Annotated in this window: 12 protein-coding genes; 7 read left to right on the top strand and 5 right to left on the bottom strand. The window is 72.2% G+C overall.

Features of this window, described 5'->3' with window-relative positions:
• A partial coding sequence (locus tag ACFWPI_RS18720; protein WP_380424921.1) for a SpaA isopeptide-forming pilin-related protein occupies positions 1-2,224 on the bottom strand: 2,224 nt, incomplete at its 3' end.
• A gap of 174 nt (positions 2,225-2,398) precedes the next feature.
• Entirely contained in the window at positions 2,399-2,881 is a 483-nt protein-coding gene (locus tag ACFWPI_RS18725) for a MarR family winged helix-turn-helix transcriptional regulator (protein WP_063348015.1), read from the bottom strand.
• A gap of 122 nt (positions 2,882-3,003) precedes the next feature.
• Between ACFWPI_RS18725 and ilvA the strand changes: the two genes are divergently transcribed.
• From ilvA to ACFWPI_RS18740, 3 genes are all read left to right on the top strand, one after another.
• Positions 3,004-4,215 (top strand): threonine ammonia-lyase, encoded by a 1,212-nt coding sequence (ilvA, locus tag ACFWPI_RS18730; protein WP_063348014.1) that lies wholly within the window; start codon positions 3,004-3,006, stop codon positions 4,213-4,215.
• 278 nt (positions 4,216-4,493) lie between these two features.
• Positions 4,494-5,600 (top strand): ATP-binding cassette domain-containing protein, encoded by a 1,107-nt coding sequence (locus ACFWPI_RS18735; RefSeq protein ID WP_380377407.1) that lies wholly within the window; start codon positions 4,494-4,496, stop codon positions 5,598-5,600.
• 1 nt (position 5,601) lies between these two features.
• Entirely contained in the window at positions 5,602-6,459 is an 858-nt protein-coding gene (locus tag ACFWPI_RS18740; protein WP_063348013.1) for an ABC transporter permease, read from the top strand.
• A gap of 108 nt (positions 6,460-6,567) precedes the next feature.
• On the opposite strand, the gene greA is transcribed toward ACFWPI_RS18740, so the two are convergent.
• Together greA and ACFWPI_RS18750 are read right to left on the bottom strand one after the other, a co-directional pair.
• Positions 6,568-7,068 carry a transcription elongation factor GreA gene (gene greA, locus ACFWPI_RS18745; RefSeq protein WP_063348012.1) on the bottom strand — a complete coding sequence of 167 codons (501 nt, stop codon included), beginning with the start codon at positions 7,066-7,068 and terminating at the stop codon, positions 6,568-6,570.
• Between the two features lie 463 nt (positions 7,069-7,531).
• The gene (locus ACFWPI_RS18750) at positions 7,532-7,948 is read right to left on the bottom strand and encodes a DUF4307 domain-containing protein (RefSeq protein ID WP_063348011.1); all 417 of its coding nucleotides are present in this window, start codon (positions 7,946-7,948) and stop codon (positions 7,532-7,534) included.
• A gap of 240 nt (positions 7,949-8,188) precedes the next feature.
• On the opposite strand from ACFWPI_RS18750, the gene mca reads away from it, so the two are divergent.
• The 4 genes from mca (at position 8,189) to ACFWPI_RS18770 (ending at position 12,448) form a co-directional block, all read left to right on the top strand.
• Positions 8,189-9,094 (top strand): mycothiol conjugate amidase Mca, encoded by a 906-nt coding sequence (mca, locus tag ACFWPI_RS18755; protein ID WP_063351176.1) that lies wholly within the window; start codon positions 8,189-8,191, stop codon positions 9,092-9,094.
• Positions 9,095-9,143: 49 nt separating this feature from the next.
• Complete coding sequence (locus tag ACFWPI_RS18760; protein WP_063348010.1) at positions 9,144-9,335, top strand: hypothetical protein; 192 nt, start codon at positions 9,144-9,146, stop codon at positions 9,333-9,335.
• Positions 9,336-9,412: 77 nt separating this feature from the next.
• Positions 9,413-11,533: a thioredoxin domain-containing protein gene (locus tag ACFWPI_RS18765; protein WP_380377409.1), complete on the top strand. Its 2,121-nt coding sequence runs from the start codon at positions 9,413-9,415 to the stop codon at positions 11,531-11,533.
• A 39-nt stretch (positions 11,534-11,572) separates the two neighbouring features.
• Positions 11,573-12,448, top strand: a complete 876-nt coding sequence (locus ACFWPI_RS18770) for a GNAT family N-acetyltransferase (RefSeq protein ID WP_380377411.1) — start codon at positions 11,573-11,575, stop codon at positions 12,446-12,448.
• On the opposite strand, the gene ACFWPI_RS18775 is transcribed toward ACFWPI_RS18770, so the two are convergent.
• Positions 12,439-12,795, bottom strand: a complete 357-nt coding sequence (locus tag ACFWPI_RS18775; RefSeq protein WP_380377413.1) for a hypothetical protein — start codon at positions 12,793-12,795, stop codon at positions 12,439-12,441. The two genes, ACFWPI_RS18770 and ACFWPI_RS18775, sit on opposite strands and share 10 nt — an antisense overlap.
• Between the last annotated feature and the right edge of the window lie 6 nt (positions 12,796-12,801).

The raw sequence follows: 12,801 nt of genomic DNA on the forward strand, positions 1-12,801 counted from the left end.
AGGGGGATCCGACGGGGGTGTCGGGGTTGGTTCCGGTGGTTTGGAGGCCGGGGGTGCCGTTGGTCTCGTGCCAGAGCTGGAAGGTGGCGCCGGCCAGTGGTTGTCCGGTGGCGGAGTCGGCCTTGGTGACCGTGGTGGAGCCGGTCGGGGCGATGGTCTTGGTGTCCTGGACGGTGATCGGGACGTTCTGTCCGTTGGTGTCGAGGACGACGGTGGTGACGTTGAGTTCCGGCAGGTCGTAGCCGTTGGGTGCCGATACTTCTTGCCAGTAGTAGGTGCCCAGCGGGAGGCCGGTTGCGGAGCAGGTGCCGTTCGCTCCGGTGGTGCAGGGGGATCCGACGGGGGTGTCGGGGTTGGTTCCGGTGGTTTGGAGGCCGGGGGTGCCGTTGGTCTCGTGCCAGAGCTGGAAGGTGGCGCCGGCCAGGGGTTGTCCGGTGGCGGAGTCGACCTTGGTCACGCTGGTGGACGCGGTCGGGGCGGTGGCTTTGGTGTCCTGGACGGTGATCGGGACGTTCTGTCCGTTGGTGTTGAGGACGACGGTGGTGACGTTGAGTTCCGGCAGTTCGTAGCCGGGGGGTGCGGCGGTTTCCTGCCAGTAGTAGGTGCCGAGGGGGAGGCCGGCCGTGGAGCAGGTGCCGTTCGCTCCGGTGGTGCAGGGGGAGCCGACGGGGGTGTCGGGGTTGGTTCCGGTGGTTTGGAGGCCGGGGACGCCGTTGGTCTCGTGCCACAGCTGGAAGGTCGCGCCGGCCAGCGGTTGCCCGGTGGCGGAGTCGACCTTGGTCACGCTGGTGGACCCGGTCTCGACGATCGGGGATTTGGTGTCCTGGACGGTGACCGGGACGTTCTGCCCGTTCGTGTCGAGGACCACGGTCGTCACCGCGGGCGGCGGCAGGTCGTAACCGGGGGGTGCGGCGGTCTCCTGCCAGTAGTAGGTGCCGAGCGGGAGGCCGGCCGTGGAGCAGACGCCGTTCGCCCCGGTGGTGCAGGGGGCGCCCACCTCGGTGTCCGGGGTGGCCCCCGAGGTCTGGAGGCCGGGGACGCCGTTGGTCTCACGCCACAGCTGGAAGGTGGCTCCCGCCAGGGGCTGCCCCGTGACGGAGTCGACCTTCGTCACGCTGGTCGAGGCGGTGGGAGTGGGACTTCCGCACGCCGGAAGATCGCCGTTGAAGGGGTAGGCGTGGAACTCGGTCCCGGTCATCCCCGAGCCGGAGTTCTGCAGCAGCGAACCGGTGGTGAAGAACCGTCCGTTCAGACCGGGCAGGCTCATGGTGGCGGTGCTGGCCGGGTTGCCGACCAGCACACTGCCCTGGAACTGCCCCGATCCCTTGAGCGTGACGGACGTCGCGGCGGGGAAGTTCCACAGGAGGCGCTCGCGCAGCCGGTTCCAGGGATCGGTGTCCTGGAGGCTCCCGCTGTAGGTGTTGATGGTGCGGGCGCCGCCCACGAGGTTGACGAGTACCGTCGCGTTCGCGGGGATGCCGGCGAACGCGATGCCCTGGGTGGAGCCTCCGTTCCCGGCGATGTCGAAGTCGACGTTGAAGACCTGGAGTGCGGAGGTGCCGTCACCGGTGAACAGGGTCTGGAACCCCTGGTTGACCGCGGTTCCGGTGGCGGGGCGGGGTGTGCCGACCCCGGCGTAGCACTCGCTCGCCGTCTGCAGCTGGCCGCGCAGTGGCGTGTAGGCGGCTACGGCCTGCGCTTCCTGGACCTTCGTACCGACGATGGTGCCCGTGGCCGTGCCCGCGTAGCGGACGACGCCGCCCTCCGCCAGGAGCCTCTGCCCCGGGGCCACCGTGACGTTGCCTCCGGCGGTGAGGAAGTCGGCGCCGTCCGGCGGGGGGACCCGTGAGCCGACGCCGACGATGCCGATGTTGTAGACGGAGCTGGCTCCCGGGGCTTTGTTCAGGTCGAAGTTGCCGAGGGTCACCACGTGCCCCTCGGCCTCCGCGGCGGAACCGCCGACGTTGAAGTCGCCGCCGACGAAGATGTTGATTCCGGCGTCGCGGCCTGCGAAGGGACCGTTGTTGACCGGGGGGAACGTCGCGGGACAGTCCGCACCCAGGCACGGCCCGAGGCCGCCCGGGAGACCGGCCGCGTACGCGGCCGGTGGTGCGACGAGTGACATGCCGAAGGGCACGAGCGTCAGGGCCAGGACGGAACCCACCGTCCTGCCGAGTCGGCGTCTCCAGGTGACGGTGGTCACCGGGTTCTGACTGGGCTTCACCTCAGTCCTCTCACCATGTGGACCCAATGGGGCCCTCGGAGTGTTCCGGGCTGGAGGGCCGAGCATCGCGACTCACTGGTGTTGTCATCTGAAAATCGTGTTAATGCACCCGTTCGGCTGTGTGTCGACGGCCGATCGGTCCGGGCGCGAGGGACGGCCTCCGGCCGTCGGCGGTCACTGGCCCTGCTGGTCCGCCGTGTACGACTCCATCGCGTGGTTGAAGCGGGCCAGCAGGGCGCAGAACGCCTGCTGCTCCTCGGGCGGCCAGTCGGCCGTCAGGCGGCGGGTCAACTCGGCCCGCCCGTCGCGGACTTCGGCCAGTCGGCCGGAGCCGACCGGGGTCAGCGCGAGGCGTACGGCGCGGCGGTCGGCCGGGTCCTGGACCCGGCCGACCAGCCCGCCCGCGACCAGCGGGGCGACCTGCCGGGTCACCGTGGAGGAGTCGACGCCGAGCGACTCGGCCAGCGCCTTGACGTTGGCGGGCCCGTGCCGCTCCAGGCGGTCGAGCAGCAGGTAGGCGGCCCGGTCCAGCGCGCCGAGACCGCCGCCGGTGGTCCGGACCTGGTCCATCCGGCGGGCGAACACCGCCAGCTGGTACTGGAGTCGGGCGTGCACGGGGTCGGTGCGGTCGGTGGCCTGGGGCGAGGTCGTCGTCATCGCGGCTCACGATCGTCGTGCGGTGAGGGAGGCTCAGAAGCAGCAGCGTACGCGGGCGGAGCGGGCCCGGGAACAGCCCCGACGTCCCGGATTGCCGGTGTCGACCACCGTAGGCTGGCGTTATGCACAACTGGCCGGTCACCCTCGACGACGTCCGCGGCGCCCAGAAGATGCTCGCCGGAATCGCCCGGGTGACGCCGATGGAGGGCAGCCGGTACCTGTCCGGGCTGATCGGCGCGCCGGTCCACCTGAAGTGCGAGAACCTCCAGCGCACCGGTTCGTTCAAGCTGCGCGGCGCGTACGTGCGGATCGCCGGGCTCTCGCCGGTGCAGCGGGCCGGCGGGGTGGTGGCGGCGAGCGCGGGCAACCATGCGCAGGGGGTGGCGCTGGCGGCCGCGCTGCTGGGGGTGCACTCGACCGTGTTCATGCCGGTCGCGGCGCCGCTGCCCAAGGTCGCGGCGACCCGGGAGTACGGCGCGCAGGTGCGGCTGCACGGCGCCACGGTGGACGAGGCGTTGCAGGCCGCGCAGCGGTACTCGGAGGCGACCGGCGCGGTGTTCATCCACCCCTTCGACCACTGGGACGTGGTCACCGGCCAGGCCACCGTCGGACTGGAGATCCTGGAGCAGTGCCCCGAGGTGCGGACCATCCTGGTCGGGGTGGGCGGCGGCGGCCTGCTGGCCGGGATCGCGGCGGCGGTCAAGCCGCTGCGGCCGGACGTCCGGGTGGTGGGGGTGCAGGCGGCGGGCGCGGCCGCGTACCCGCCCTCGCTGGCGGCCGGGCGGCCGGTGTCACTGGAGCACTACGCCACGATGGCCGACGGGATCATGGTCGGCCGGCCCGGGGACATCCCGTTCGAGGTGATCAACTCGCTGGCGGACGGCGTCCGGACGGTCTCCGAGGACGCGCTGTCGCGGGCCCTGCTGCTCGGCCTGGAGCGGCTGAAACTGGTGGTCGAACCGGCCGGGGCGGCCCCGATCGCGGCGCTGCTGGAGCAGCCGGACTCCTTCGAGGGGCCGGTGGTGGCCGTGCTGTCCGGCGGCAACATCGACCCGCAGCTGATGCAGCGGGTGCTGCGGCACGGGCTGGCGGCGGCCGGCCGGTACCTGTCGCTGCGGGTGCGGCTGGCGGACAAGCCGGGCTCGCTGGCCGACCTGCTGGGGGTGCTGACCAGGCTGGACGCCAACGTGCTGGACGTCGCGCACGTGCGGATCGACCCGCGGCTGGGGCTGACCGAGGTCGAGGTGGACCTGCACCTGGAGACCAAGGGGCCGGAGCACTGCGCGGCCGTGGTCGGCGAGCTGCGGGACGCGGGGTACGTCGTTTCCAGCTGAGTTCGGAGGGCGCCTCAGGCGCTTGGGGGGGCCGGGTGTCTCGGGCGCCGGACGGTGCGGGGCGGGCCTCGGTGGATCTCGGCGGATCTCGGTGGATGTCAGTGGTCCCTGTCACGATGGCGGAGCCCTATGCCTTGACGCGATATATCGCGTGCTGCCAGACTCGCGATACATCGCGTTCTGTGCCGTGGTAGGCGAAAACCGAGTCGCCCGCATGCCCGAAAAAGGGGCAGAGTGTGACAGATCGCCCATATTCGTCCGAGGAGATGAGGCAGGCCATGGCGCCAGCCATCCAAGCCGAGAACCTGGTCAAGACCTTCGGCGACGTACGAGCCCTGGACGGCGTCAGCCTCGACGTCCCCGAGGGCACGGTGCTCGGGCTGCTCGGCCCGAACGGCGCCGGCAAGACCACCACCGTGCGGGTCCTCACCACCCTGCTGCGCCCCGACTCGGGCCGCGCGGTGGTCGCCGGCGTCGACGTGCTCAAGCACCCCAACAAGGTCCGCAGCTTGATCGGCCTGTCCGGCCAGTACGCGGCGGTCGACGAGTACCTCACCGGCTTCGAGAACCTCCAGATGGTCGGCGAGCTCTACCAGATGAGCGCCCGTCAGGCGAAGGTGAGGGCGCTGGAGCTGCTGGAGTGGTTCAACCTCACCGAGGCCAAGGACCGCACCGCCAAGACCTACTCCGGCGGCATGCGCCGCCGTCTCGACCTCGCCGCCGCGCTGGTCGTCCGGCCGCCGGTGATGTTCCTCGACGAGCCGACCACCGGCCTCGACCCGCGCAACCGGCTCGCGCTCTGGGAGGTCATCGAGACCCTGGTCGAGCAGGGCACCACGCTGCTGCTCACCACCCAGTACCTGGAGGAGGCCGACCGGCTGGCGCACGACATCGCCGTCGTCGACCACGGCCGGGTGATCGCCCGCGGCACCGCCGACCAGCTCAAGGCCCAGATCGGCGGCGAGCGGATAGAGGTCGTGGTGCACGAGCCGGGCCTGGTCGCCGACGCGGTCGCGGCGCTGTCCGGGTACGCGCTGGGCGAGCCGGCGGTGGAGAAGAACACCCGCCGGATCACCGTGCCGGTCAGCGGCGGCGCCCGGGTGCTCGCCGACGTCATCCGCGAACTCGACGCCCGCGGCATCGAGATCGACGACATCGGCCTGCGCCGCCCGACCCTGGACGACGTGTTCCTCACCCTCACCGGCCACGTCGCCGAGACGGTGGAGGAGGAGAACGGCTCCGGCGGCCGCGGCCGGGGCGGCCGGGGCAAGGGCGGGCCGTCCGCCGAGGGGCCGCCCGCCGAGGGGCCGTCCGCCGAGGGGTCGGACGGCTCCGACGGCCAGGGACCGGACAAGCAGGCCGTCGCGGCCGGAACGGAGCGCTGAGATGAGCACCGCCACCGAGCACGCCATCGGCGAGGCGATGCCCAGGCAGCGCCGCGGCATCGCCGCCACCCTGCACGACTCCTGGGTGGTCGCCAAGCGCAACCTGCGCCGGATGACCAGGATCCCCGAGATCGTGGTCTTCGGGCTGATGCAGCCGGTCATGTTCGTGCTGCTGTTCTCGTACGTGATGGGCGGGGCGATCAAGATCCCCGGGGCGAGCTCCAGCTCCGACTCGTACATCCAGTTCCTGATGGCCGGCATCTTCGCCCAGACCGTCACCTTCGCCGTCGCCGGCGCCTCCGCCGGGATCGCGGAGGACATGACCAAGGGCCTGGTGGACCGCTTCCGCTCGCTGCCGATGGCCCGCTCGGCGGTGCTGGTCGGCCGCACCCTCGCCGACCTGTGCCAGACCGCGTTCACCGTGATCGTGCTGGCCCTGGTCGCGCTGCTGGTCGGCTGGCGGATCCACGACGGCGTGCTCAACGCGCTCGGCGCCTTCGGCCTGCTGCTCCTGCTCGGCTACGCGTTCTCCTGGATCGGCGCGCTGATCGGCCTCTCGGTGCGCAGCCCCGAGGCGGCCACCTCGGCCGGCCTGATCTGGCTGTTCCCGCTGACCTTCGTCTCCAACGCCTTCGTGCCGGTCAGCTCGATGCCGGGCTGGCTGCAGACGGTCGCGTACTGGAACCCGTTCAGCGCCACCGTGCAGGCCTGCCGGGACCTGTTCGGCAACCAGGTCGGCCCGGTGGACGCCACCTGGCCGATGCAGCACGCCGCGCTGGTGTCGGTGCTGTGGTCGGTGCTGATCACCGCGGTGTTCTCCTGGCTGTCGGTGCGCAAGTACCGCTCGGCCGTGGGCTGAACCGCGCCAAGTACGCCGCGAGGGCGGCCGCAGAGTCCGTGGACTCCGCGGCCGCCCTCGTCGGTCGGTCAGGTCTGGTCAGGCCGGATCAGACCGGATCAGGCTTGGTCAGCCGGCGTGCGGCACGACCTTGACGATCTTCACCATGGCGGGCTTGCCGTTCGGCAGCTCGTAGGTCGCCTCGTCGCCGATCTGCTTGCCGTCGATCGCGCGGCCCAGCGGCGACTGCGGCGAGTAGACGTCCATGGTGTCGGAGCCGGCGACCTCGCGCGAGGCGAGCAGGAACTCCATGGTGTCGTCCTCGTCGCCGTCGAAGGCGACCGTGACGACCATGCCCGGGGCCACCACACCCGAGTCGGCCGGCGCCTCGCCGACCTTGGCGCGCTCCAGCAGCTGGGTCAGCTGGCGGATGCGCAGCTCGTACTTGCCCTGCTCCTCCTTGGCCGCGTGATAGCCGGCGTTCTCCTTGAGGTCCCCCTCCTCGCGCGCCGCCTCGATCTTCTGGGCGATCTCGATGCGCCAGGGCCCGGTCAGGTGATCCAGCTCGGCCTTCAGCTGGTCGTAGCCGGCCTGAGTGAGCCAGGTCACGTTCTCACTGGTCTGGGTCACGGGTGCTCCTCGTAGGTGCTGGGGCTGTGCTGCGGGTGTGAGTCGTCAGCAGGGTTGGTGGTGATATCGGTCGTAACTACAAAGCAACGCCCGCTCCCGTACCATCCGGTGCGGAAGGGGCGAAACCACGAGCCTAACAAGTCCTGCCGACAAGCAGAAGGGTCGTTGGCGCGCCATTGACGTCGGCGTTGCGCCACGGTGTACAGCGAATGCGCCACGGTGTACGGCGGTGGTGCGTGCCGGGCCGGGTGCGGGACTTCCTACGGATGCCCGTTCTCCCGATCGGTTATGCGCCGGTGTCCGGCAGAGTACCGGTGGTGCCCGGCAGAGTACCGGTGAGCGGGGCGCGGTGCCGGTGCGACTCGGCGGGCGGGCCTCCTGCGCAGGCGGCCGGACGGACTCCCTGCGGAGGCGGCCGGGCCTACTTCTTCGCGCTTCTTCGCGGGCCTACCTCTTCGCGGGCTTACTTCTTCGCCGGCGTGCAGCCCAGCAGTTCGGCGGTGGTGCCGCGGGCGGTGGTCCGCAGCGTGACCACGGCGTCGTAGCTGGAGCCGCCGGCCGGCACCGGGAAGTCGGCCACCCCGACCACCGAGCCGTCCGACCCCTGCGAGCGGACCGTGCAGCTGCCGGCCGTCCCGCCGCTCTTGCGCACCGCCAGGTGCAGCTCGACCTCGGAGTCCGAGACCGCCTGGAAGGTCGGCACCGAGCCGTTGATCGTGGTCTCGCGCAGCAGGTAGGAGCCGCCCAGCCAGGCCACCAGGCCCAGGCCCAGCACGCCGCAGACCGCGCCGGCCACCTTCAGGCGGCGGTCCGAATCGCGGTCGCCGCGCCGGCCGTAGCGCCCCTCGGGCAGCTGCGGGGTGGTGGTGCTCGCGTTCATTGGACCCAGTCCTCTCCTGACGGGAGGGGCCGCGCGGGTGGTGCGGGGGAATGCGACGCTCCTCCAGTCCGTCACTATAGGAGGGGCACGCCCGCGGCCGGTCCGGCGGGGGCGGGGCTCGACCGGGCCGGGGTACGTCCGCGGCCGGTCCCGCGGCGACGCGGCCCCGACGTGAGCGGCTCGTACGGTGGGCGGACCGGACTTCGCGGAACGCCCGATATGTGGAAGGAACGCAAGGCGTTGACTGAGCAGTTGCGACTGATGGCGGTGCACGCCCACCCGGACGACGAGTCCAGCAAGGGCGCGGCCACCATGGCCATGTACGTCGAGCAGGGAGTGGACGTGCTCGTGGCCACCTGCACCGGGGGCGAACGCGGGTCGGTTCTCAACCCCAAGCTCCAGGGGGACCCGTACATCGAGGAGAACATCCACGAGGTGCGCCGCAAGGAGATGGACGAGGCCCGGGCGATCCTGGGCGTCAAGCAGGCCTGGCTCGGCTTCGTCGACTCCGGCCTGCCCGAGGGCGACCCGCTGCCCCCGCTGCCCGAGGGCTGCTTCGCCCTGGAGGACGTGAAGGAGGCGGCCGAACCGCTGGTCCGGCTGATCCGGGAGTTCAAGCCGCAGGTCATCACGACCTACGACGAGAACGGCGGCTACCCGCACCCCGACCACATCATGACCCACAAGATCACCATGCTGGCCTTCGACGCCGCCGGCGACCCGGACGCCTACCCGGAGGCCGGCGAGCCCTGGCAGCCGCTGAAGGTCTACTACAACCACGGCTTCCCGATGGGCCGCATCCGCGCCCTGCACCAGTACCTCACCGAGCACGGCCACGACTCGCCGTACGGCGAGTGGATCGCGGGCTGGGAGAAGAGCGGCCGCCAGGAGCGCGAGATCACCACCCGGGTGAGCTGCGGCGACTGGTTCGAGACCCGCGACCGCGCCCTGATCGCCCACGCCACCCAGATCGACCCCGACGGGCCGTGGTTCCGCGTCCCGCTGGACGTCCAGCGCGAGGTCTGGCCCACCGAGGACTACGAACTCGCCCGTACCCTGATCGACGTGGACCTGCCGGAGGACGACCTGTTCGCCGGCCTGCGCACCCCCACCCTGGCCGTCGAGGCCGCCGACACGCGCGACTGAACCACCCCCCGATGGCCCGGCTCCCCGTGAGCCGGGCCACCATAGAGATATGAGCGCCCCCGTGAACCTCGTCAACCTCGCCGCCGACCTCGCCGTCGACGACGCCAAGGTCACCCCCGGACTCCTCGGCTTCGTCGTCTTCGCCGCCCTCGGCGTGGCCACCTGGTTCCTGGCCAAGTCCATGAACCGGCAGTTCAAGAAGGTCGACTTCGCGGAGGAGCCGGAAGCCCCCAAGGAGTAGCGCGCGGGCGCGCGCGGGGCCCGGCTCGCCGCAGCCGGCGTCCCGGCGCCCGGCCCCCGATGCGCGAGGATGGGGGCATGCCGAACCGTCTCGCGGACGCGACCTCGCCGTACCTGCTGCAGCATGCCGAGAACCCGGTCGACTGGTGGCCCTGGGGGCCGGAGGCGTTCGCCGAGGCTGAGCGGCGGGGGGTGCCGGTGCTGCTGAGTGTGGGGTACGCGGCGTGCCACTGGTGTCACGTGATGGCCCACGAGAGCTTCGAGGATGCCGGGGTCGCCGGGTACCTGAACGAGCGGTTCGTCGCCGTCAAGGTGGACCGGGAGGAGCGGCCCGACGTCGACGCCGTCTACATGGAGGCCGTGCAGGCCGCCACCGGGCAGGGCGGCTGGCCGATGACGGTGTTCCTCACGCCCGACAAGGAGCCGTTCTACTTCGGCACCTACTTCCCGCCCGAGCCCCGGCACGGGATGCCGTCCTTCCGGCAGGTGCTGGAAGGCGTCGACGCCGCCTGGCGGGGCCGGCGGCAGGAGGTCGCGGAGGTCGCCGGGCGGATCCGGGCCGACCTCGCCGAGCGTGCCGCCGTCTACTCGGCCGGTGCCCACCACCCGCCCGCCGGTGCCGATCTGCACCAGGCGCTGGTCGCCCTCAGTCGGGAGTTCGACGACCGGCACGGCGGCTTCGGGGGCGCGCCCAAGTTCCCGCCGGCCATGGTCGTCGAGTTCCTGCTGCGCCACCACGCCCGCACCGGCTCCGAGGCGGCCCTGGAGATGGCCGTCCGCACCGGCGAGGCGATGGCCCGCGGCGGCATCCACGACCAACTCGGCGGCGGCTTCGCCCGGTACGCGGTCGACGCCGGCTGGGTCGTGCCGCACTTCGAGAAGATGCTGTACGACAACGCCCTGCTGCTGCGCGCCTACCTGCACCTGTGGCGGTCCACCGGCTCCCCGCTGGCCCGCCGGACCGCGCTGACCACCGCCGACTTCCTGCTGCGCGAACTGCGCACCCCCGAAGGCGCGTTCGCATCCGCGCTGGACGCCGACAGCCTCGACGAGGAGACCGGGAAGTCCACCGAAGGCGCCTACTACGTGTGGGAGCCAGGCCAGTTGGTCGACCTGCTCGGCCCCGCCGACGCGGCCACCGCCGCCCGGCTGTTCACCGTCACCGCCGGCGGCACCTTCGAACACGGCGCTTCCGTCCTCCAACTCCTCGCCGATCCCGAGGACTTCGCCGAGTACGAGACCATCCGCGCCCGGCTCTTCGAAGCCCGCACCCGGCGGCCCGCCCCCGCCCGCGACGACAAGGTCGTCGCCGCCTGGAACGGCCTCGCCATCGCCGCCCTCGCCGAGACGGGCGCCCTCCTGGAGCGCCCCGACCTCGTCGAGGCCGCCGAACGTGCCGCCGACCTGCTGCTCGCCGTCCACCTCACCCCCGACGGTCGACTGCTGCGCACCTCCCGCGACGGCCGGGCCGGCACCAACGCGGGCGTCCTGGAGGACTACGCCGACACCGCCGAGGGCTTCCTGGCCCTGTACGCCGTCACCGGCGACGCCGCCTGGCTGCAACTGGCCGGCGGACTCCTCGACACCGTGCTCAAGCACTTCACCGACGAGGCCTCCGGCGCGCTCTACGACACCGCCGACGACGCCGAGGAACTCATCCGGCGCCCCCAGGACCCCACCGACAACGCCACCCCGTCCGGCTGGACCGCCGCCGCCGGCGCCCTGCTCACCTACGCCGCCTACACCGGCTCCGACCGGCACCGGACGGCCGCCGAACGGGCCCTCGGCATCGTCGGCTCGCTCGCGTCCCGGGCCCCCCGGTTCATCGGCTGGGGCCTCGCCGTCGCCGAGGCGCTGCTCGACGGGCCGCGTGAAGTCGCCGTCGTCGGCCCGGCCGACGACCCGGCCACCGCCGCACTGCGCCGGGCCGCGCTGCTCGGCACCGCGCCCGGGGCGGTCGTCGCGGTGGGCTCGCCGGCGGGTCTGGCGGACGGTTCGGCGGCGCGCCCGGCGGCTCGCCCGGCGGATGGTTCGGCGGACGGTTCAGTGGAGGACGGCGGTGCGGAGGTGCCGCTGCTGGCGGACCGGCCGCTGGTCGGCGGAGCGCCCGCCGCCTACGTCTGCCGGCACTTCGCCTGCGAAGCGCCGACCACCGACCCGGCAGTCCTCGGCGAGCGGCTGGGCGTCGTCGTCGAATAATCCGCTGGTGGGAGGGGCGCGGCCGGGCCAGAATGGGCCATGACCTGGACCTTGAGCAGCTCGTTCGACGACTTCCGGCGCCACGCGGAAGAATTCCTCGCCGCCCGCCCGGCCGAGAGCACCGTCCTGCTCACGGTCGTCCACCGGCTGGCCGAACGCGGCCTGGACGTGTTCGGGCAGCGGCCACCGGTCTTCGGCTGGTGGCGCCCGGTGGACGGCGGCCCGGTCGAAGGAGCCTTCCTCCAGACGCCGCCGTTCAGCCCCCGGCTCTCCTGCACACCGGCGGCGGCAGCCGAGCTGGCGGTCGAACTGGCCGCCGCCGGGAGCGAGTTCACCGAGGTGTCCGGCGTCGGCGGAGGTGCGGACGCGGTCCGGGCCTTCGCCGCGGCCTGGACCGCCGCCACCGGCGCCGACCAGTCCGTCCGCTTCAACGAACGGCTCTACCGGCTCGGCGAGTTGACCGACCCGCCCCGTCCGCCCGCCGGCCACCACCGACCGGCCACACCGGCCGACCGCGAACTGGCGATCCGCTGGTACGAGGAGTTCCTCGCCGAAGCCGGGGTCGACCTGCCCAACATCCCCCAGTCCGTCGACGACCGGATCGCCACCGGCGGCCTCCACCTGTGGGAGGACGGCCGCCGCCCCGTCGCCCTGGCCGGCAGCAGCCCGGTGATCGCCGGCATGTCCCGCATCGGCCCCGTCTACACCCCGACCGACCAGCGCGGACGCGGCTACGCCAGCGCCGTCACCGCCGCCGCCTCCGCACACGCCCTCGCCCAAGGGGCGGCCGAGGTCCTGCTCTACACCGACCTCGCCAACCCGACCAGCAACTCCATCTACCAGCAGATCGGCTACCGGCCGGTCGAGGACTGCCTGACCCTGGACTTCACGACGCAGGACGGAAGTCACGCGTAGTCGACCGGACGGCCGCCGACCACCTTCGTGTTGAAGGGGTCGGCGGCCGAAGTCGCGACGGGTGCCGGCAGATGGTCCGCGTTCACATACGTCTGCGCGCAGGTCAGCAGATTGCCGCCGGCCGACTTCATGTCACCGGCCAGGCCGTCCAACAGCGCCTTCCAGGCCGCACCGCACCCCCGCAACGCCGCCCCGCTCTGCCAACCCGCCAGACTCCCGGCCGCCTTGGCGCTCGGCTCGGCCAACTTCGCGGTCTCGTCGGGCACTTTCCCGGCGACGGCCAGCGCGCTGTTCCCGGCCGCGGTCAACTCGCCCGGTTTGACGGTGAATCCTGGGTCGCTCGGCACGATGTC

This window comes from Kitasatospora sp. NPDC058492, from assembly GCF_042720685.1.
Lineage (GTDB): Bacteria > Actinomycetota > Actinomycetes > Streptomycetales > Streptomycetaceae > Kitasatospora.